The 19,728-nt window shown below is 49.7% G+C and carries 18 protein-coding genes, 1 rRNA gene and 1 other annotated feature; of the genes, 6 read left to right on the plus strand and 13 right to left on the minus strand.

Features of this window, described 5'->3' with window-relative positions; genetic code table 11:
• The 6 genes from EIZ48_RS17360 to rluD all read right to left on the minus strand — a co-directional run.
• Positions 1 to 374: ribosomal RNA gene (locus tag EIZ48_RS17360) — 16S ribosomal RNA — on the minus strand; the annotation flags it as partial.
• Between the two features lie 370 nt (positions 375 to 744).
• Positions 745 to 1,413, minus strand: coding sequence for a tellurite resistance TerB family protein (locus EIZ48_RS17365; RefSeq protein ID WP_160654081.1), 669 nt, complete (start codon positions 1,411 to 1,413; stop codon positions 745 to 747).
• 212 nt (positions 1,414 to 1,625) lie between these two features.
• Positions 1,626 to 1,997 (minus strand): hypothetical protein, encoded by a 372-nt coding sequence (locus tag EIZ48_RS17370; protein ID WP_160654086.1) that lies wholly within the window; start codon positions 1,995 to 1,997, stop codon positions 1,626 to 1,628.
• A 288-nt stretch (positions 1,998 to 2,285) separates the two neighbouring features.
• Positions 2,286 to 4,859, minus strand: coding sequence for an ATP-dependent chaperone ClpB (gene clpB / locus EIZ48_RS17375; protein WP_160654089.1), 2,574 nt, complete (start codon positions 4,857 to 4,859; stop codon positions 2,286 to 2,288).
• Positions 4,860 to 5,089: 230 nt separating this feature from the next.
• Positions 5,090 to 5,821 (minus strand): peptidoglycan editing factor PgeF, encoded by a 732-nt coding sequence (pgeF, locus tag EIZ48_RS17380; protein ID WP_160654093.1) that lies wholly within the window; start codon positions 5,819 to 5,821, stop codon positions 5,090 to 5,092.
• 1 nt (position 5,822) lies between these two features.
• Positions 5,823 to 6,797 carry a 23S rRNA pseudouridine(1911/1915/1917) synthase RluD gene (gene rluD / locus EIZ48_RS17385; protein WP_160654095.1) on the minus strand — a complete coding sequence of 325 codons (975 nt, stop codon included), beginning with the start codon at positions 6,795 to 6,797 and terminating at the stop codon, positions 5,823 to 5,825.
• 139 nt (positions 6,798 to 6,936) lie between these two features.
• Here rluD and bamD point away from each other — a divergent pair, with 139 nt between their 5' ends.
• From bamD to pheA, 3 genes are all read left to right on the plus strand, one after another.
• Entirely contained in the window at positions 6,937 to 7,662 is a 726-nt protein-coding gene (gene bamD, locus EIZ48_RS17390; RefSeq protein ID WP_160654097.1) for an outer membrane protein assembly factor BamD, read from the plus strand.
• A 391-nt stretch (positions 7,663 to 8,053) separates the two neighbouring features.
• Complete coding sequence (hpf, locus tag EIZ48_RS17395; RefSeq protein ID WP_075763059.1) at positions 8,054 to 8,401, plus strand: ribosome hibernation-promoting factor, HPF/YfiA family; 348 nt, start codon at positions 8,054 to 8,056, stop codon at positions 8,399 to 8,401.
• 162 nt (positions 8,402 to 8,563) lie between these two features.
• Positions 8,564 to 8,685, plus strand: a sequence feature (Phe leader region).
• 33 nt (positions 8,686 to 8,718) lie between these two features.
• Positions 8,719 to 9,894: a prephenate dehydratase gene (pheA, locus tag EIZ48_RS17400; protein ID WP_160654100.1), complete on the plus strand. Its 1,176-nt coding sequence runs from the start codon at positions 8,719 to 8,721 to the stop codon at positions 9,892 to 9,894.
• Between the two features lie 95 nt (positions 9,895 to 9,989).
• Here the strand turns inward: pheA and tyrA are convergent, their stop codons facing one another.
• Both tyrA and EIZ48_RS17410 read right to left on the minus strand, forming a co-directional pair.
• On the minus strand, positions 9,990 to 11,117 hold the full coding sequence (tyrA, locus tag EIZ48_RS17405; RefSeq protein ID WP_160654102.1) for a bifunctional chorismate mutase/prephenate dehydrogenase: 1,128 nt from the start codon (positions 11,115 to 11,117) through the stop codon (positions 9,990 to 9,992).
• A gap of 151 nt (positions 11,118 to 11,268) precedes the next feature.
• Positions 11,269 to 12,336 carry a 3-deoxy-7-phosphoheptulonate synthase gene (locus EIZ48_RS17410; RefSeq protein WP_075763062.1) on the minus strand — a complete coding sequence of 356 codons (1,068 nt, stop codon included), beginning with the start codon at positions 12,334 to 12,336 and terminating at the stop codon, positions 11,269 to 11,271.
• Positions 12,337 to 12,560: 224 nt separating this feature from the next.
• Here EIZ48_RS17410 and EIZ48_RS17415 point away from each other — a divergent pair, with 224 nt between their 5' ends.
• Together EIZ48_RS17415 and btsR are read left to right on the plus strand one after the other, a co-directional pair.
• Complete coding sequence (locus EIZ48_RS17415) at positions 12,561 to 14,276, plus strand: sensor histidine kinase (protein WP_160654310.1); 1,716 nt, start codon at positions 12,561 to 12,563, stop codon at positions 14,274 to 14,276.
• The gene (gene btsR / locus EIZ48_RS17420; RefSeq protein WP_160654104.1) at positions 14,273 to 14,986 is read left to right on the plus strand and encodes a two-component system response regulator BtsR; all 714 of its coding nucleotides are present in this window, start codon (positions 14,273 to 14,275) and stop codon (positions 14,984 to 14,986) included. Before EIZ48_RS17415 ends, btsR begins: the two co-directional genes overlap by 4 nt.
• Positions 14,987 to 15,022: 36 nt before the next feature.
• On the opposite strand, the gene EIZ48_RS17425 is transcribed toward btsR, so the two are convergent.
• On the minus strand, positions 15,023 to 15,415 hold the full coding sequence (locus tag EIZ48_RS17425; RefSeq protein ID WP_160654106.1) for a DUF2799 domain-containing protein: 393 nt from the start codon (positions 15,413 to 15,415) through the stop codon (positions 15,023 to 15,025).
• Between the two features lie 329 nt (positions 15,416 to 15,744).
• Between EIZ48_RS17425 and EIZ48_RS17430 the strand changes: the two genes are divergently transcribed.
• Positions 15,745 to 17,229: a carbon starvation CstA family protein gene (locus EIZ48_RS17430; RefSeq protein WP_160654108.1), complete on the plus strand. Its 1,485-nt coding sequence runs from the start codon at positions 15,745 to 15,747 to the stop codon at positions 17,227 to 17,229.
• 373 nt (positions 17,230 to 17,602) lie between these two features.
• Here the strand turns inward: EIZ48_RS17430 and rplS are convergent, their stop codons facing one another.
• Genes rplS through rpsP form a run of 4 tightly spaced genes read right to left on the minus strand, consistent with a single transcriptional unit; the run spans position 17,603 to position 19,567 of the window.
• On the minus strand, positions 17,603 to 17,956 hold the full coding sequence (gene rplS / locus EIZ48_RS17435; RefSeq protein WP_075763066.1) for a 50S ribosomal protein L19: 354 nt from the start codon (positions 17,954 to 17,956) through the stop codon (positions 17,603 to 17,605).
• Positions 17,957 to 17,990: 34 nt separating this feature from the next.
• Complete coding sequence (gene trmD / locus EIZ48_RS17440; protein WP_160654111.1) at positions 17,991 to 18,737, minus strand: tRNA (guanosine(37)-N1)-methyltransferase TrmD; 747 nt, start codon at positions 18,735 to 18,737, stop codon at positions 17,991 to 17,993.
• A gap of 21 nt (positions 18,738 to 18,758) precedes the next feature.
• Positions 18,759 to 19,319: a ribosome maturation factor RimM gene (gene rimM, locus EIZ48_RS17445; protein ID WP_175577501.1), complete on the minus strand. Its 561-nt coding sequence runs from the start codon at positions 19,317 to 19,319 to the stop codon at positions 18,759 to 18,761.
• Complete coding sequence (gene rpsP, locus EIZ48_RS17450; protein WP_075763068.1) at positions 19,319 to 19,567, minus strand: 30S ribosomal protein S16; 249 nt, start codon at positions 19,565 to 19,567, stop codon at positions 19,319 to 19,321. Before rpsP ends, rimM begins: the two co-directional genes overlap by 1 nt.
• Positions 19,568 to 19,728: the final 161 nt, after the last annotated feature.

Genomic DNA, 19,728 nt, shown 5'->3' on the forward strand with positions numbered 1-19,728 from the left:
TTGTGCAATATTCCCCACTGCTGCCTCCCGTAGGAGTCTGGACCGTGTCTCAGTTCCAGTGTGGCTGATCATCCTCTCAGACCAGCTAGGGATCGTCGCCTTGGTGAGCCSTTACCCCACCAACTAGCTAATCCCACCTGGGCTAATCTTAGCGCGAGAGGCCCGAAGGTCCCCCTCTTTGGCCCGTAGGCATTATGCGGTATTAGCTATCGTTTCCAATAGTTATCCCCCACACTAAGGCATATTCCCAGGCATTACTCACCCGTCCGCCGCTCGCCGCCCAACAAATCTCAATGTTGTCGCTGCCGCTCGACTTGCATGTGTTAGGCCTGCCGCCAGCGTTCAATCTGAGCCATGATCAAACTCTTCAATTAAAGTTTTGTTGTTACCGAAGTAACGGCTCAATGAATACTGATTGTTCTAACTAAGTTAGAACGAATTGACTGTGCCAAATAATAAGTAAACTTAGTATTTGTATTGGTCACTCAGTTCATTGATATAATCTTTTCGACTATTCATTTCACGAGTGCCCACACAGATTGCATGGTCAAATTGTTAAAGAACAATCCGATACGTTGCTGGCTTAAGTTGCCGTGCTCCGTGTCGGTGAGGCGGCATTATAGAGACTTGGATTCCGTTGGCAAGGCTATTTTTGAAATAAATCACCAAAAACAACCCAACCGGACAAATTGTGAACAACAAGCTTAATTTGACACAATAAATCACCAATATTGACGCAGTGATTTATAAGTTAGCCTGCTCTTGGATACGTAGAGCCAGTTCTTGCGGCAAAGAAAGCGCACTCGCCAATTGATCTAGATATGCCTTCTCTAAAAAATGGTCGACATCGATTGCCAGTAGTGAGACTAAGTACACTTCCGATGCCTGCTCGAGATTTGATACCTCAGAAGCAATCACTTGTGGGTCAAGTGGTTCATTTATCCAACGGTTTATCAGCCCTTCCACATCTTGAGCGATATTCTGCTGTTGCAACCATTGCGCTATGGCTTGTTTTTCATTGCTATCAATATGTCCATCTGCTTTCGCCGCAAAAACCATGGCTTTAATCAGTATTTGTGGGTCAACAATCGACGTATGGTTATAAGACAGCGACTCAGATGGCCGGCCTTCCTCGTTGTTTGAGGCCGGCTTCCATTCAACGTTCTCTCCCTGCTGCCATTTTTTATACGCCTGGTAAGCCAGCGTACCAACGACAGCGGTCCCTCCTAGCATGGCAGCTTTCTTCCCATATTTCGTCGCCAGCTTACGGCTTTTTTTATTGCCTAGCACCGCGCCCATTAGCCCACCAGCAGCAGCCCCTTTTAGCAAGTCAGTTTTACCAGACGACGGCTTGGAAGAACTATCGACATATTTACTGGCCTGATTCAACAATTGATCCATAAGGCTTTTCATAGATTCTCCTTACTATTCGCAAACTCCACAATGCTCTCAACCAACAGAGCAACAATGACAACATTGTGACAAAACAGAAATCCCCAGAAATCAAAAGCAGACTAACGCAGTCAAAATGAATCGAATATGAATCTTCAGTAAAGCTAGGTAAAGGAGCGTCAACACTATCGCACCAAGCTCCATTTCACCTACTTCTCATTCAACATGCAGAATTACGGTTGGCACTGTGAAATATCTATAGAAACATGCCCTTTACTGTTCATCAATTCAGTCATGGCGTCATAAGAACCTAAGTACTCACTACTCAGAGTGATCACTAACTGTTCCTCACTATCAGAATCAGCATAATAAGAAAGGCTGACATTGACTGCCGATCTTTCTTCAAAGGCACTACTGGCCATTATCCCCTTCAGGTAATCGACTTTTTGTTTAACGATTTGTCCAGCACTCGAACCTTTTGCATAGTCCTCCAAATAAATTAACGTGACTTGCGCCCCCGAGGCTAAATCACATTTCGCAGCCCAGCCTGTTACTGGCAGCATCCCTATAACAGCGATAAAGCAACATAACCACTTACCAACCATACAAATGACTATCCTTTCAGAACTTTTAACTTTGTCTACGACAATAAGAGTGGGCAAAGTTTCTACGGGTTTAGTGCTTTTCAAAAGAACGACTAGTTATTGTTGCGAGATGATTCCCTTCGCCTTAAAGGTTTATATAAGAAATTTCATGAAAACTGCATAGCACATACAAGATCGCCAGAAATTAACGAACCATGCGGCATAGCTAGCAATAAAAAGCCCCCGCTTTAACTTAAAGCGAGGGCTTTAGATCTCAGTAACGTTCGATATCCATCGAACCATCAGCAGTTATTGCTTGGCTGTGATCCGATCGTTTTCAGCAACCAGATTAATCACTTTCCCCGTTACGAACTTACCCGAGAGAATATCTTGAGCTAACGGATTCTCGATATAATGCTGGATAGCACGTTTTAACGGTCTTGCTCCAAAGACAGGATCAAAGCCCGCCTTAGCAATCAATTCCAACGCACTCTCATGCAACGCAAGCTGGTAGTCTTTCTCTTCCAGCCGCTTAATCAAACGTGTGACCTGAATATTGGCGATATTCTTGATGTGCTCTTCACCAAGCGGATGGAATACCACCGTTTCGTCAACCCGGTTAATGAACTCGGGGCGGAAATGATGGCCGACCACTTCCATTACGGTATTTTTGATCCCCTCATAATCAAGCTCACCAAAGTGCTCCTGAATGCGATCAGAGCCAAGGTTGGACGTCATGATAATGACGCTATTTCGAAAGTCGACAGTTCGCCCCTGCCCATCGGTCAGGCGCCCGTCATCAAGTACCTGCAACAGAATATTGAACACATCAGGATGGGCCTTCTCGACCTCATCAAGCAAAATCACAGAATATGGCCGACGGCGAATAGCTTCTGTCAGGTAGCCGCCTTCTTCATAGCCGACATAACCTGGAGGAGCACCAACCAAGCGGGCAACGGAATGCTTTTCCATAAATTCGGACATGTCGATCCGCACCATGGAATCTTCACTGTCAAACATAAAGTGCGCCAAGGATTTACAAAGCTCTGTTTTACCAACCCCGGTCGGGCCAAGGAATAAGAAGGAGCCTATCGGTCGGTTTGGATCAGAAAGTCCGGCACGACTACGACGAATCGCATTGGCTACCGCCTCGACAGCCTCATCCTGACCAATCACACGTTTGTGCAGTGCCTGCTCCATTCGCAGTAGCTTGTCTCGCTCTCCTTCCAGCATCTTGGCAACAGGAATACCAGTCTGGCGTGATAGTACTTCGGCAATTTCTGCATCGGTAACCTTGTTTTTCAACAAGCTCATCTCCTGCATCTCAGCCTGAGCAGCCAGATCCAGCTGTTTCTCCAGCTCAGGGATTTTGCCGTACTGGAGCTCTGACATCCGGTTGAGATCACCGGCACGACGCGCTATTTCCATATCGGTACGCGCTTGCTCCAGCTCCGTCTTAATATACTGAGTACCAGAAAGAGCGGCCTTCTCGGCATTCCACACCTCTTCCAGTTCAGCATATTCTCGCTCTTTGGTATCCAGCTCTTCGGATAAATCCTTTAATCGTTTCTGGCTTGCCTCATCACTTTCTTTTTCCAGCGCCTGCTGCTCGATCTTAAGCTGGATAATCCGGCGATCGAGGCGGTCCAATGACTCTGGCTTGGAATCAATCTGCATACGGATACTGGAGGCGGCCTCATCGATCAAATCAATTGCCTTATCCGGTAATTGTCTGTCTGAGATATAGCGGTGTGACAAACCAGCCGCAGCAACAATAGCAGGATCGGTAATTTCAACATGGTGGTGAAGCTCATAACGCTCTTTCAGACCACGTAAAATCGCAACGGTATCTTCGACTGTCGGTTCATCCACCAGCACCTTCTGGAATCGTCGTTCCAATGCTGCATCTTTTTCGATGTACTGACGATACTCATCCAGCGTCGTGGCGCCCACACAGTGCAGCTCACCTCGCGCCAGGGCCGGCTTGAGCATATTACCGGCATCCATCGAGCCTTCGCCTTTTCCGGCACCGACCATAGTGTGCAGTTCATCGATAAATAATATGATGTTGCCTTCTTCCTGAGAAAGCTCGTTGAGGACCGATTTTAGTCGCTCTTCGAATTCACCGCGATATTTTGCCCCGGCGATGAGCGCCCCCATGTCCAGAGACAGGACGCGTTTATGGCGAAGTCCTTCCGGTACCTCCCCATTAATAATTCGCTGCGCAAGCCCTTCAACAATAGCGGTTTTACCGACACCTGGCTCACCAATAATCACCGGGTTATTTTTGGTACGACGCTGAAGCACCTGGATTGTGCGCCGAATTTCATCATCACGACCAATCACAGGATCAAGCTTGCCCTGCTCTGCCCGTTCAGTCAGATCAATGGTGAACTTTTCCAATGCCTGACGGTTTTCTTCGGCATTGGGATCATCAACCTTCTGACCACCACGGACTTGCTCGATGGCCTTTTCGATCTTCTCGTCTGTCAGTCCTTTCTGTTTCAACAACTGCCCCAACGGACCTTTGTCGTCAACGGCAGCCAAAATGAATAATTCAGAAGAAATGTATTTGTCTTTACGCTTTTGGGCCAGCTTGTCGCACATGTTCAGGAGCATCCCCATCCCATGAGACAGCTGCACATCACCACCGATACCACTGACTTTAGGCAAGTGATCCAGTAACTCGGACAAGCCAGAGCGTAATTGGGAAATATCGACATTCAGCATTGTCAGCAACGGGCGAATCGTACTGCCATCCTGATTAAGCAACGCCACCATCAGGTGGGTCGGCTCGATATACTGATGGTCTCGCCCTAAAGCCAGCGACTGTGCATCAGATATCGCCATTTGAAACTTGCTGGTAAATCGGTCAAGACGCATAAGTCCTCCATATATCATCCTTTCTCTCGATAGATATGGTGGTACACAAAACACTTTTCAACCAATGAATCCTTTCATTCTTTCTATGTTACGCAGAAATTCACGAGCGTAATTCTTTACAGATAACAGAGTGTGTGGGCCAACTTTCCCATAGATACCAAAAGCCCCCGTATCACTACGAGGGCTTCATTATTTTGCCAAAACTCAGGGTATAACGATTCAAAATCAGGCTATTGGCTTGTAATCCAAATCAGCGAGGCCTGCCTGCCTGTTACTCCGTCTCGTCGGTATGAGTAAAAACGCTCCGGACTGCTGAATGTGCAGAAATCACCGCCATAGATCTTGCTAACCCCGGCTCGATACAACCGTTGGCGGGCCAGCACATACAAATCAGCCAGCCATTTATCACCGTAAGGTTTAAAGGCCTGCTCGGCCTGGGGCAAGTCGGCAACAAATTGCTCCCGAACTTCATTCCCCACTTCAAAGGCATTCGGCCCAATTGCCGGCCCGAGCCAGGCTAGGATCTGATCAGCCGGTGCATGGAAGGTATCCAGAGCAGCCTCGATGATCCCATCAGCGGCACCACGCCAGCCGGCATGTACTGCAGCAACCTGAGTACCGGCACTATCACACAGTAAAATAGGCAAACAGTCGGCCGTCATCACTGCACAAGCTATATCTGCAACACGGGTATAGCTTCCGTCGGCATCCGGTGTTGCCGCCAATGGCGCATTCACCCCGATAACCGTCGTGCTATGGGTTTGGTTTAGCCAAGCCGGCGATTCTGCCAGCCCGAGTTCTTGCTGTAATTGAGTGCGATTACACTGAACGTGTTCTATGTTGTCCCCGACATGCAAGCCTAAGTTCAGCCCCTGATAAGGCTGTAGACTTATCCCTCCCTCACGGGTGGTCGAAACGGCTTTAATATTGGCCGGAGCCGGCCAGTCAGGAACAATAAACACCTTAGTAATCGTCCTCGTGATGCTCTTCTTTGTCTTGGCGCAGAATATTGATCATTGCAACCATATCGATAGGAAGCGGCGCATGCCATTCCATCAATTCACCCGTGATTGGGTGGTCAAGACGCAGCATACGCGCATGCAGAGCCTGACGATCAAACGCACGAAGCGCCTGGATCAGCTCGTCAGATGCATGACGAGGCGGACGCGGACGACCACCGTAAGTTGCATCACCCACCAGCGGATGCGTCAGGTAAGACATATGAACACGGATCTGGTGAGTTCGCCCCGTTTCAAGACGAAGAACAATACGCGTATGCTCACGGAAGTGTTCAGCAACCCGATAATGCGTAATCGCCGGCTTGCCCAGTTCATGGACAGCCATGCAGGTACGCTTGGTCGAATGACGGCCAATCGGCTTTTCTACTGTACCGCCTCCGGTCATCTTACCCATCGCAATCGCTTCATATTCACGGGTAATTTTACGCTTCTGCAACGCGCGAACCAGACGGGTCTGGGCTTGAATGGTTTTAGCGACAACCATCAGGCCTGTCGTATCTTTATCCAGACGGTGAACAATCCCCGCACGAGGTACTTCTGCCAACTCAGGGCAATGATGCAGCAAGGCATTCAATACCGTACCATCTGGTGTACCGGCTCCCGGGTGGACAACAAAATCACGTGGCTTGTTGATCACCAGGATATGTTCATCTTCATAAACAATATCGAGCGGAATGTCCTGGGCCTCCCAGCGCACTTCGTCCTCGACTTCTGCCTGAACGAAAAGTGCTTCTCCGCCCATCATTTTTGTACGTGGTTTATTAACGACTTTGCCGTCAACGGAAACCATGTCATTCAAAATCCATTCTTTGATCCGCGAACGCGAATAATCCGGATATAATTCAGCGAGAACCTGATCAAGTCGAAGACCTAGCTGGCTCTCATTTACTGTATTTGTTAACTCAATTTGCTGTGCCATAGCGAACTTTTTCAAAAAGCGTGGGACTAAACGTCAAACGCTGCGTAAAATAACCTAATAGTGTCATTGTATCTGTTAACGGCTCCGTCCGTAATGGATCCACAGAAATAAAATTTTTATCAAGGAAACAGACACCGCAATGAAACGCCTGACAATTACGACTTTTCTTGCCGTTGCCATTCTTTCAGGCTGTTCAAGCACTGAAGAAGTAGTGCCAGATGTACCGCCATCAGAGCTGTATGCAACTGCTCAGCAGGCACTACAAAGTGGAAGCTGGATAACCGCAATCGAACAACTGGAAGCATTAGATTCTCGCTATCCGTTTGGCGCCTACTCAGAACAAGTGCAGCTTGATCTGATTTATGCCTACTACAAGAACGATGATTTAGCGCTTGGCGAAGCAACGATTGACCGCTTTAACCGTCTGAACCCAGCCCATGAAAAAGCAGATTGGGTTCTGTATATGCGTGGCCTGACCAATATGGCGCAGGACCGCAGCTTTATGCACGACCTGTTTAGCATCGATCGTCACGACCGGGATCCCGAGCCGTCACGCAAGGCTTTCCGTGACTTCAAGCGCCTGATCGAGCGCTATCCAAATAGCCATTATGCCGCTGATGCCAAAGCACGAATGACCTACCTGAAGAATCGACTGGCCGATTATGAGCTGGCAACTGCCGACTTCTATATTCGCCGCGAAGCCTGGGTTGCCGCAATCAATCGTGCCCAACTTATCCAGCGCCAGTACCCGGACACCCGCGCAGCCCGCCAGTCTCTGGAGCTAATGGTCGTTGCCTATGAACAGCTCGGCCTGCAGGAACCGCTTGAACACACCAAGCAACTTATTGCCCTCAACCCGCAATAAGCAAATACCATCACCGAAATGAAAAACAGCAGCCTAATGGCTGCTGTTTTTTTATCAATAATTTTGCGTGATGTTGGGCTCAAGCCATAAACGGGTATTGATTAACACTATAAAAAAGCGGACAATTTTCACCCAAGCTATTGTTATAGTTCGAATTTAATCCCTAGTTAGCACCAGCCACCAGCGTTCCTAATACCTTCATACTGCCTTAATTAATTCATCCTCGACAAGCACTTTCGTCAAACTTTTTTGCAACAAGCAAAGCCGGATCACAGAATTTTTCTAGACATTATCGCAAGCACCCAAGTGTGACTACCGTCACATTATTAAGCCGGAATTTTAGTAATCTGAAGTTAACCCAACGAAGGGTAGCAAAAGAGGAAAGATAATTATGACAGTAAACATCACCGGCAAAAACCTTGATATCACCCCTGCTATCCGCGAACGTATTGAGTTTAAATTCAAGAAGTTAGAAAAGTACCAAGTTCCACTAATCAGTAAAAATGCAGCTATCAGTACAGAACCTGGCAAACAATTCAAAATTGAAGCATCTGCTGCCATTCCAGGAGGTCAACTAGTCGCCTCAGCAGAGCATGACGATATGTACGGTGCCATTACTGAGGTTTACCAAAAACTGGAACGCCAGCTGAAGAAACAAGCTCATAAGCCAACAGCACGTCGCGCCAGCCATAGCAGCAAGCCCGGGGTTGAAGAAACAGAAGAAGAAGCTGAAGCATAATTATTTAAGAGGATTACAGCGTTGTTTACCTTCTAGTATGAAAGGGTAAACAATCCCAAGCAGCCCTGCCCATGCAGGGCTGTTTACTTTCTGCTTGACAAGGCCTTACCGGCTGAATAATGTTGAGTCATATTCATCACAAAATACACCGTTATTACCAATGCGATTACTTAACCTGTTTTTCTTTAGCTTCTTTTTTATGTCACCTTAACGGGGGCTATTCGTTACGCGAGAAATAAGCTAAAGACGAACAGACAGCCTCCTTCCCGGGAGGCTTTTTTGTATCGGTTGCAGTTGCAGACAGACAGGGACTAACAATGACAGAGCAACAGTATTCACTGGACGACATCAGAAAAAATGTCAGCCGTATAGACAATGAAATTATCAAGCTACTGGCCGAGCGCCGCCAGCTAAGCCTGGAAGTCGCGAAAAGCAAAATTGAGACAGCCAAGCCTGTTCGCGATCAAACCCGGGAACAAGAACTCTTGCTAAGGCTGATTGAAACGGGCAAACGCGAACAGCTCGATGCCCAGTATGTTACCCAAATCTTCCATGCGATTATTGAAGATTCCGTCTTGTTCCAGCAGGCCTACCTGCAAAAACTCACCAACCCGGACAGCTTGCAGCCCGTCGCCCGAGTCTCGTTTCTCGGTGCCAAAGGCTCCTATTCGAACCTTGCCAGCCGCAACTACTTCAGCAAAAAGCAAACCAAGCTGGTCGAAATCAGCTGCTCGACGTTTCGGGATGTCCTGAGCGTGGTTGAAACCGGCAATGCCGATTACGGTGTCCTGCCAATTGAAAACACCAGCTCAGGCTCGATCAACGAAGTCTACGATCTGCTGCAGCACACCAGCCTGTCGATTGTCGGCGAGATCACCCAGCCGATTGAGCACTGCTTGCTGACTGCGGTAGATACCAGCCTCGATAATATCGATACCCTGTACTCACACCCGCAGCCACACCAGCAATGCAGCGAATACTTGCACTCGATGGGAAATATTACCCAGGAGTACTGCTCCAGTACCGCCGAGGCAATGAAAATGGTTGCCGAACTGAAGCAGCCTAATATTGCTGCTATCGGCAATGCCTCCAGCGGAGAGCTTTACGGCCTGACGCCGCTCAAGACCAATATTGCCAACCAGCAGGAAAACTTTACCCGCTTTATCGTCGTTGCCCGCAAGCCAGTGGAAGTGACGTCGCTGATCCCGGCCAAGACCACGCTCATTATGTCGACGGCCCAGAAGGCCGGCTCACTTGTGGAATGCCTGCTTGTTCTGCGTAACCTCAACATCAATATGACCAAGCTGGAGTCCCGTCCGGTGATCGGCAATCCTTGGGAAGAGATGTTCTATGTCGATGTCGAGGTAAACCTGAAATCGGACGTGATGCAAGAAGCCCTCGAAGAGCTCACCCGGCTAACCCGCTTTATTAAAGTGCTTGGATGTTATCCGAGTGAGAATGTTAACCCGACAGAAGTCGAGATAAACGAGTAACGCCCCTGAGGCTATCTAGTTGCTGTCATGCAAAAAGCCCACGATCGTGGGCTTTTTTCGTTCAAGTGCTCGGGCTTCTGCCCGTGGCACATATGTTACTTTCTATGCGTTGAATCGTTCGCCTGTCTAAGCAATCCCTGGCTCTCGATTAAAAAATGCTGCGCATAGTCTCCAAACCAATGCTCGACCTGGCCAAAGGCCTGCTTGAAGGTTTGCTTGTCCTGGCTATCGAGCATTTCTATCGCTTCGCCGAAGCGCTGATGGAAGCGCTTGATCATCGCCAGATTCTGCGGTGAGGACATAATAATATCGGCATACAACTGGGCATCCTGGGCAAACAGGCGCCCGACCATCGCCAGTTCCAGACGGTAAATCGGCGAGCTCAGTGACAGCAACTGCTCCAGCTTCGGATCCTCTTCGGCCAGGTGCAGGCCGTAGACAAAGGACGTAAAGTGGCGCAATGCCTGAATGAGCGTCATTCCCTGATCGTGCTCAATGGCACTGATCCGGTTCAGGCTGGCTCCCCAGATCTGCAACTGCTCCAACAGCCACTGGTAACTCTCGGGGTTGCGACCGTCACAGTAGGCAATCACCTGTTTGGCTAGGCTGGCAATGTCAGGTCCAAACATCGGGTGCAGGCCAACAACCGGGCCATTGTGGACTTCCAGCATCGCCTGAAGCGGACCGCTTTTAACCGACGTCAGGTCAGCCAGAATACAGTCCTCCGGCAGGTTTCCTAACTTGGCGATCACCGCTTCGGTGAGGTTAATCGGCACCGACACGACCACCATACCGGCATCAGCCAGCAGCTCATCGGCCCGATCCCAATCCTGGCTGCCCAGTTTACGAACTTCATAGCCCGACAATTCAAACAGCCGACAAAACAGGCCACCCAGCTGGCCATAGCCGCCGACAACCACTACCGGACGTAAATCCGGCTTCAGGCACTTAAAGCCAGAGTCATTTTCACTGGCATAAGATTCACGCATGGTACGGCGTAAAATATCTTCAATAAGATCAGGTGGGACCCCTTTGCTCTCCGCCTCCTGACGGCGTGAAGCCAGCATGGCTGCTTCACGATCCGGCGCATAGATCGGCAGGCCATGCTGACTTTTGACATGACCCACTTCCTCGACCAATGCCAGACGACGAGCAAGCAGCTCGACCATCTGCTGATCAACATCATCGATTTGATCTCGTAATTTACTTAGTTCGGCAACCATGATTTTGCGATCCGTATTAATTCTGTATTTGTTCCGCCACAGCTCCCCAGCAACTATCCAGAGACAAGTAACCGGTACAGAACTAACTGTACCGGTTAATCTGCCTAAATTGCTGGTTGAGCACTCCCTCAAACAACTCCGTCGTTACCGGTTAGTTTCGCTCGGCCAAAAACGGCTCCAACTCTTGATGAGTATGGCGAAGCAATGTTTCCGTTGTCTCCCAGCTGATACAGGCATCGGTAATTGAAATGCCATAGGCCATCTCATCACGCGACAAGTCTGCACTCTGGCTGCCCTCGTTCAGATGGCTTTCCAACATTAGACCGATGATTGACTGGTTGCCTTCGCGGATCTGGTGGATCACATCTTCGGCCACCAGCGGCTGGCGACGGTAGTCCTTTCTGGAGTTAGCGTGGCTACAGTCTATCATCAAGGACGGAGAAAGGCCTGATGCTGCCATCTCGTTTTCACATTCCGTCACTGAAACAGAATCATAGTTGGTCTGCTTGCCGCCACGTAGGATCACATGCCCATCCGGGTTACCCTGAGTATTAAGCAAGGCCACCTGTCCCTCGCGGTTGATCCCCATAAAACGGTGACCCGAAGCAGCAGCCTGCATGGCATTGATTGCCGTTCCCAGGCTGCCGTCAGTACCGTTTTTAAATCCAACCGGCATCGACAGACCACTGGCCATCTCGCGGTGAGTTTGTGACTCGGTGGTACGGGCACCAATCGCCGCCCAGCTGAACAAATCTCCCAGGTACTGAGGGCTGATAGGATCCAAGGCCTCGGTAGCCAGCGGGATCCCCATCTCCACCAGGTCGATCAACAGCTGACGGGCAATATGCAGACCTTCCTCGACTTCAAACGAGCCGTCAAGGTGCGGGTCATTGATCAATCCCTTCCAGCCAACGGTAGTACGTGGTTTTTCAAAATACACCCTCATCACAATATACAGCTGATCACTCAGCTCGTCTGACAGCTGCTTAAGCTTTACGGCATAGCTTTTTGCCGCTTCGATATCGTGGATCGAGCACGGCCCGCACACCACCAGCAGACGGTGGTCACGCTTGTGGATAATGTCGGCAATTGTCTGACGGGACTGACGCACGAAATCCAACCCTGCATCACTGACAGACAGCTTGCTGCGCAGCTCTTTCGGCGTGATCAGGACAGATTCATCTTGAATATGGACATTATTCAGCTGGTCTTTTTGCATATTGGCTTCCCTGTAATTTTAAAATATTCAAATTATTCTGATGAGGTTAAAACAGGATTGCCCTGCTACATGGCGTCACAATAGCAAGGGATTTCGCCCCTTGGCAACACCGTGTAAAGAAAAAACACCACTCGTAAAGAAAAATTTACAGTTAAGTGTTTTTGGCCATTGGCATCAAACCCAGTTACCATAATTGCAATGCCCACTCGCACTCCCTAATGGCAATGGAACTTATATTTTCTCTTCTTCAGCAGCTCAGCGTGTATCTGGTTATTGCATACCTGCTCAGCAAAACGCCGTTATTTATGCCAATCACCACGGTATCAGGACGGCTGTCGCAACGATTCTCGTGCTACGTTCTGTTTACCCTCTTTTGTATTTTAGGCACTTACTTCGGACTTCACATAGAAGATGCTATAGCCAATACCCGGGCAATCGGTGCAGTCATGGGTGGGTTGCTTGGTGGACCGGTGGTCGGTTTCGCCGTCGGCCTCACCGGCGGCATGCATCGCTACAGTATGGGCGGCTTTACCGATGTCGCCTGTGCGATCTCTACCACCGTTGAAGGCTTGATAGGTGGCTTAATGCACAGTTACTTTGTCCGCCGCGGGCAGAGTGACCAGATTTTTAAACCCTTCACCGTTTTTACCATTACGCTGGTAGCCGAAATCATCCAGATGTTCATTATCCTGGTGGTCGCCGAACCGTTCGACAAGGCGCTTCACCTGGTCAGTGCCATCGCGTTGCCTATGGTTATCGCCAACTCCGTCGGTGCCGGCCTGTTTATGAGCATCATTCAGGATCGCAAAACCATCTACGAGAAATATTCCGCGGCCTTTTCCAGCCGGGCACTCAAGATCGCCCAGCGCTCCGTCGGGATCATGAGCCAGGGCTTTAACGAGGAAAGCACCAAAAAAATCGCCAAGATTGTGTATGAAGAAACCGGGGTCGGGGCTGTCGCCATCACCGATCGCGATAAAATTCTGGCCTTCATCGGGATCGGGGATGATCACCACCTGCCTGGAACGCCTATCTCTTCCGGCTATACCCGCCGGGCTATCGATGACTGCGAACTGGTCTATGCCGACGGCTACGATATCCCCTACTGCTGCTCGCTGCACCAGAAATGCAAGCTCGGATCGGCACTGGTGATCCCGCTGGTCGGCGGCAACAACGAGGTACTGGGGACCATCAAGCTCTACGAGCCGAAAAGAAAACTGTTCTCGACCGTCAACCTCACCCTCGGAGAGGGGATTGCCAAGCTGCTGTCAAACCAAATTCTGACTGGCCGTTATGCCCAGCAGCAAGCCCTGCTGACCCAGGCCGAACTGCGACTGTTGCAGGCACAGGTTAATCCTCACTTTCTGTTCAATGCGCTCAATACCATTAACTCTGTCGTTCGTCGCGATCCGGACAAGGCCCGCCAGCTGATCCAGCACCTTTCCCAGTTCTTCCGCCGCAACCTGAAACAGAATATAGAGACGGTAACACTCGAAGAAGAGCTCCTGCATGTTAATGCCTACCTTGAGATTGAACTGGCCCGTTTCTCTGACCGGCTCCAGGTGGATATCTGTGTGGCTCCGGAGCTTATGAACATCAAACTACCGACATTTACCCTGCAGCCGCTGGTTGAAAATGCCATAAAACACGGCACCTCTTCGTTATTGGAAGATGGTAAAATAATGATTCACGGATACTGCGACAAAGCATGCATTGTGCTTGAAGTGGAGGACAACGCCGGTAACTACGCCCCGGTTGGTGAAGAAAGTGGATTAGGTATGAAGATTGTCGACAAGCGCCTGAAAAACATGTTTGGCAAGCAATACGGACTGACCATGGCCTACCACCCCCGGGAATGGACCCGAGCGACAATTACTATCCCCACTGATACCCAGCAGCCTAGCCACGCCAACGGAACGAATGGAGAAACCGCAGCATGATCAAGGCACTCGTTATTGACGATGAACTGTATGCCAGAGAAGAGCTCATCGACCTACTGCATGACACCGATGAGGTGGAAGTCATCGGCAGTTGCAATAACGCTATCGAAGGACTGAAAAAAATCAACACCCTCAAGCCCGATGTTATTTTTCTGGATATCCAGATGCCGCAAATTACCGGCATTGAAATGCTCGGCATGCTTGATCCCGATACCATGCCCAAGGTGGTCTTTGTCACCGCCTATGATGAATATGCCCTCAAAGCGTTTGAGGACAATGCCTTTGATTACCTCCTCAAACCGGTCGAGACATGTCGCCTGGCAAAAACCATCAAGCGGCTAAAAAAAGAGTGTCAGGAGCAGGACTATTCACCGCTGGTCAACGAAATGCTGGAACTGATCCCTTGCACCGGCCACAACCGGATCCTGCTTATTGCTCCGGCCGATATTGAAATTGCCTATAGCGATCTCTCCGGGGTCCATATCGTGGCCAAAGACACCAAGGCCACCACCCAGCTAACTCTTAAAGTGCTGGAGGAAAAAACGCCGCTGATCCGCTGCCACCGCCAGTACCTGATCCACCCGCAGGCGATCCGCGAGATCAAGCTGCTGGAAAACGGCCTGGCGGAAATTACCACTCAGCTCGGCCACCAGGTCCCGGTCAGCCGCCGCTACCTCAAAGAACTAAAGGACCGATTCGGTCTCAGCTAAGGCAGCCTCTCGCTGATCCTTGTCAACCGGCAAGGATCAGTGACCAGTGACGCCGTCAAACGCCATACTACGCTCGAAGCCCTGCTGCCAGAACATCTTATACAGCCCGCCGTCGTCACGGCGGAATTCACAAACACCCCAGTCCGTTTTCATTTCCAGGCCCATTTGCCTTAGCTGCTCAAGCGTGCAATATGATTCCAGGCCTTTCTGGTACCCACGGAGGTAGGCATCATAGTCCAGTGCCATGGTGGCATCCGACACCTCAGCCTGCAGGGTTGGCTCTGCCGTCGCCTTTTCTCCCCATCGCCCCTTGTTAAAACCCAGCTTGAACCAGTTGCCATCGGCTATTAACACCTGCTTGGTACTCGTTGTAGAACATCCCGCCAGTAGCACAAGCAAGGTGACAGCGACAATTATCTTCTTCAGCATCATACGCCCCTTCGATAACAGTTCTTGATTTACAATAGGTTAAAATACTTAACCTGCACTGAACCCTCTACACCAACGACAGATATGCCTCGCAAAGGCACAAAATTTCTCATCGAACCGCTAATTTTTGCCTAAAACCACTCAGTCAACTCATCGACCGCTTACCCCGCCATAGAACCACTCACTGGTTTATCGCGTGCATCTGTTTCCCGACGCTTTAACATGGCAACCAATAAAAGAAGTTTTGCGAGTGTTTGGCCGAGGGTGAAATGGCGCGATAGTCGCAAAGCTAGAAACTGGAAGTCCAATCTTAAAAGAGAGACAAGAGTATGACCTGGTTCCTGATGTGCGTAGCAGCGCTAGTAGGTGGCTACTTTATCTACGGTGCGTTTATCGAAAAAGTTTTTGGCGTTAACGAAAAACGTCAAACCCCTGCCTATACCAAGCAAGACGGCGTTGACTATGTGCCGATGTCAAACAAGAAGGTATATCTGGTACAGCTGCTGAATATCGCCGGTGTCGGTCCGATCTTCGGCCCGATCATGGGTGCCCTGTACGGCCCGGCCGCGATGTTGTGGATTGTACTGGGCTGTATCTTTGCCGGTGCGGTGCACGACTACTTCTCCGGTATGTTGTCCGTGCGTAACGGCGGTGCCTCGGTACCGACGATCACAGGCCGCTACCTGGGTAATGGTGCCAAACACTTTATGAACATTTTTGCCATTATCCTGCTGCTGCTGGTTGGTGTGGTCTTCGTATCGGCTCCTGCCGGCATGATCACCAACCTGGTCAACGAGCAAACCGGTATGGGCATGTCGATGACGACGATGGTGGTTATCATCTTCGCCTACTACATCATCGCAACCATTGTCCCGGTTGATAAGATCATCGGCCGTTTCTATCCGCTATTCGGTGCCCTGTTGATCTTCATGTCTGTTGGTCTAATCACGGCGATTGCCTTCTCGAGCGAGCACTCGCTGCTGGGTGACTACGAGATGAGCCAGATGTTTACCAACATGAACCCGAATAACCTGCCGCTGTGGCCAGCCCTATTCATCACCATTGCCTGTGGTGCTATCTCCGGCTTCCACGCAACCCAGTCGCCGCTAATGGCCCGTTGTATGGAAAACGAGAAGAACGGTCGCTTCGTGTTCTACGGTGCGATGATTGGTGAAGGTGTTATCGCCCTGATTTGGTGTGCTCTGGCCCTGTCGTTCTTCGGTTCGGTTGACGCACTGAAAGAAGCGGTTGCCAACGGCGGCCCGGGTAACGTGGTATACAGCTCTTCAATTGGTCTGTTGGGCGTCTTCGGCGGTATCGTTGCCTTCCTGGGCGTGGTTATCCTGCCTATCACTTCAGGTGATACCGCTTTCCGCTCTAGCCGTCTTATCCTGGCTGAGTACTTCAACATGGAGCAGAAGACACTGCGCAACCGTCTGCTAATGGCCATCCCGCTGTTCGTTATCGGTGGTATCCTGACTCAAGTTGACTTCGGTATTATCTGGCGCTACTTCGGCTTTGCCAACCAGAGCACAGCCGTAATGATGCTATGGACGGCCTCGGCCTACCTGCTTCGCCACAACAAGCTACACTGGGTTACCACAGTTCCGGCTGTATTCATGACCACGGTATGTATTACCTTCATCCTGAACAACAGCCAGCTAGGCTTTGGTCTGCCGATGATTGTGTCAACCATTGCCGGTGTAGTTGGTGCCCTCAGCATCGCAGGCTATGTTATCAAGCGCTCAAAAGGCAAAGGTGAAACTGACCTGGCTGACGAAGAAGAAGCAAAAGGCAAGCTAGAGACAGCTTAACAACCTCCTCTTCGGCCCCGCAATTACGAAACCAGCCATCGGCTGGTTTCTTTTTATCTGATGCAAATAATACTATTCCCCCATCTTGCTGCCACCCTGCTCAGCATGCAGCGACACCTTTTTCTGCAAATGCCAGCAGCATCCGCTTCTCATACAATAAAGCGATTCCGGTTTCCTGTAAGACAGCGAGACAGCGAGACAGCGAGACAGCGAGACAGCGAGACAGCGAGACAGCGAGAACAATAGCTGGACCTGTCCAAACTGGCTATAACGATTGTTTTCACCCAGGCCAGGCTACAGAGGTTATGGGGTAGCGATATAAAAAAAGCCCACCTTGCGGTGGGCTTTTTCAATAAACGTCTTACGCTTAAGATTACTTGCGAGCAAGCTTCTCTTTGATACGTGCTGCTTTACCAGAACGCTCACGTAGGTAGTACAGTTTGGCACGACGTACTAGACCACGACGCTTAACAGTAATGCTGTCAACTAGTGGAGAGTGTGTCTGGAATGCACGCTCAACACCTTCACCGTTCGAGATTTTACGAACTGTGAATGCAGAATGTAGACCACGGTTACGCTTAGCGATAACAACGCCTTCGAACGCCTGTAGACGCTCACGGTCACCTTCTTTTACTTTAACCTGAACAACAACAGTGTCGCCCGGTGCAAAAGTAGGTAGGTCTTGTTTTAGTTGCTCGTCTTCGAGCTGCTTGATGATGTTACTCATTGGTATACCCTAGAATAAACTGATACTAAATTAATTAATTGCTTGCTTTATATTCGCGTATAAATTCCGCGAGCAAGAATTCCTGATCGTCAGTCAGAGCTAGGTTTTCCAGGAGCTCTGGTCTTCTCAGCCAGGTTCGGCCCAGCGATTGTTTCAACCGCCAGCGACTAATGTCCTTGTGGTTGCCAGACAACAAGACCCTAGGGACTTCCTGCCCGTCCAACAGTTCGGGACGCGTATAATGCGGACAATCTAGCAAGCCATTGGCAAAAGAATCTTCTTCTGCAGACGCAAAGTCACCCAGTACACCCGGTACAAACCGGACTACTGCATCAACTAGCGTCATGGCAGGCAGCTCGCCCCCAGTCAGCACAAAATCCCCGATAGACCATTCTTCGTCTACCTCTTGCTGGATAATGCGCTCATCCACCCCTTCATAGCGGCCACAGATCAGAATCAAATTCTCATTCTGTGCCAGCTCCTCAACACCGGCTTGATCAAGCTTACGGCCCTGAGGCGAAAGGTAGATGACTTTAGCCTGGCCTTCAACAGACTGCTTGGCAGCATGGATAGCGTCGCGCAAAGGCTGTACCATCATCAGCATGCCAGGTCCGCCACCATAAGGTCGATCATCAACCGTACGGTGTTTGTCATGGGTAAAATCACGGGGATTCCATGTTTCTACCGACAAAAGGCCTTTTTTTACCGCCTGGCCTGTCACCCCAAAATTGGTAATGGCATTAAACATGTCAGGAAACAGGCTGATTATGCCTACCTTCATTTGTTCACCTATTACCGGGGATTAAAATCCAGGATCCCAGTCAACTTCGATCCGCTGAGCAGTGCGATCAATCGACTTGATGACCTGCTCATCGAGGAACGGGATTAGTCGTTCCTTCTGTCCAAAAGCATCTTTCAGGTTAGCCTTAACCACCAGGACATCGTTTGAACCTGTTTCCAGGATGTCTGTGACTTTACCCAGGTCGTAACCTTCGGTTGTTACCACAGCCATACCAAACAATTCGCGCCAGTAGAACTCTTCATCTGACAACGCCGGTAGTTTATCGGCCTGTATAGCGACTTCTGCGTTAGTAAACATTTGAGCGTCCTCACGAACGTTCAGGCCTTCTAACTTCGCCACCATACCCTGACCATGACGTTTCCACGACTCAACGCGGAACTCTTTCCACTCACCCTTAACTTTCACAAGCCAAGGCTGATAGGAAAAAATGCTTTCGGAATCTTCTGTGTAGGAAAAAACTTTGAGCCAACCCTTGATACCGTAGGAGGCACCCAGTTTACCGACAACAATGTAGTCTTGGTTATTTGAACTCATCGCTTCTTTGCTACCAGACATGCTAATTAAGCCGCTTTAGCAGCGTCTTTGATTAGCTTAGCTGCGCGGTCAGACACAGTTGCGCCTAGACCAACCCAGTGGTTAACACGGTCAAGGTCTAGACGTAGACGCTCTTCCTGACCCTTAGCTAGCGGGTTGAAGAAACCAATTTTTTCGATGTTACGACCGTCGCGTGCACAGCGAGAATCAGCAACAACGATTTGATAAAATGGACGCTTCTTAGCGCCGTGACGTGCCAAACGAATGGTTACCATATCGTCCTCTTTGCATTACTGTAAATTAAAGTGGCCCCGCTTGAAATAAACGGGGCCCGTGCCAAATTAAGCTCGGGAATTTTACTCTTTAAACTGACGAATGCAACCGCTTTAGCTACTTTTTCACCAGTTAAGGGAAAATAACCCCAAGGCCTAAGTAA

It is taken from the genome of Photobacterium alginatilyticum (assembly GCF_009910675.1).
GTDB classification, from domain to species: Bacteria; Pseudomonadota; Gammaproteobacteria; order Enterobacterales; family Vibrionaceae; genus Photobacterium; species Photobacterium alginatilyticum.

Excerpts from the sequence above, each read along its gene's own strand:
- EIZ48_RS17365 (WP_160654081.1), bottom strand. The coding sequence starts at position 1,413 with ATGAAAAGCCTTATGGATCAATTGTTGAATCAGGCCAGTAAATATGTC.
- EIZ48_RS17370 (WP_160654086.1), bottom strand. The coding sequence starts at position 1,997 with ATGGTTGGTAAGTGGTTATGTTGCTTTATCGCTGTTATAGGGATGCTG.
- clpB (WP_160654089.1), bottom strand. The coding sequence starts at position 4,859 with ATGCGTCTTGACCGATTTACCAGCAAGTTTCAAATGGCGATATCTGAT.
- rluD (WP_160654095.1), bottom strand. The coding sequence starts at position 6,797 with ATGGCACAGCAAATTGAGTTAACAAATACAGTAAATGAGAGCCAGCTA.
- bamD (WP_160654097.1), top strand. The coding sequence starts at position 6,937 with ATGAAACGCCTGACAATTACGACTTTTCTTGCCGTTGCCATTCTTTCA.
- hpf (WP_075763059.1), top strand. The coding sequence starts at position 8,054 with ATGACAGTAAACATCACCGGCAAAAACCTTGATATCACCCCTGCTATC.
- pheA (WP_160654100.1), top strand. The coding sequence starts at position 8,719 with ATGACAGAGCAACAGTATTCACTGGACGACATCAGAAAAAATGTCAGC.
- tyrA (WP_160654102.1), bottom strand. The coding sequence starts at position 11,117 with ATGGTTGCCGAACTAAGTAAATTACGAGATCAAATCGATGATGTTGAT.
- EIZ48_RS17410 (WP_075763062.1), bottom strand. The coding sequence starts at position 12,336 with ATGCAAAAAGACCAGCTGAATAATGTCCATATTCAAGATGAATCTGTC.
- EIZ48_RS17415 (WP_160654310.1), top strand. The coding sequence starts at position 12,561 with ATGGAACTTATATTTTCTCTTCTTCAGCAGCTCAGCGTGTATCTGGTT.
- btsR (WP_160654104.1), top strand. The coding sequence starts at position 14,273 with ATGATCAAGGCACTCGTTATTGACGATGAACTGTATGCCAGAGAAGAG.
- EIZ48_RS17425 (WP_160654106.1), bottom strand. The coding sequence starts at position 15,415 with ATGCTGAAGAAGATAATTGTCGCTGTCACCTTGCTTGTGCTACTGGCG.
- EIZ48_RS17430 (WP_160654108.1), top strand. The coding sequence starts at position 15,745 with ATGACCTGGTTCCTGATGTGCGTAGCAGCGCTAGTAGGTGGCTACTTT.
- rplS (WP_075763066.1), bottom strand. The coding sequence starts at position 17,956 with ATGAGTAACATCATCAAGCAGCTCGAAGACGAGCAACTAAAACAAGAC.
- trmD (WP_160654111.1), bottom strand. The coding sequence starts at position 18,737 with ATGAAGGTAGGCATAATCAGCCTGTTTCCTGACATGTTTAATGCCATT.
- rpsP (WP_075763068.1), bottom strand. The coding sequence starts at position 19,567 with ATGGTAACCATTCGTTTGGCACGTCACGGCGCTAAGAAGCGTCCATTT.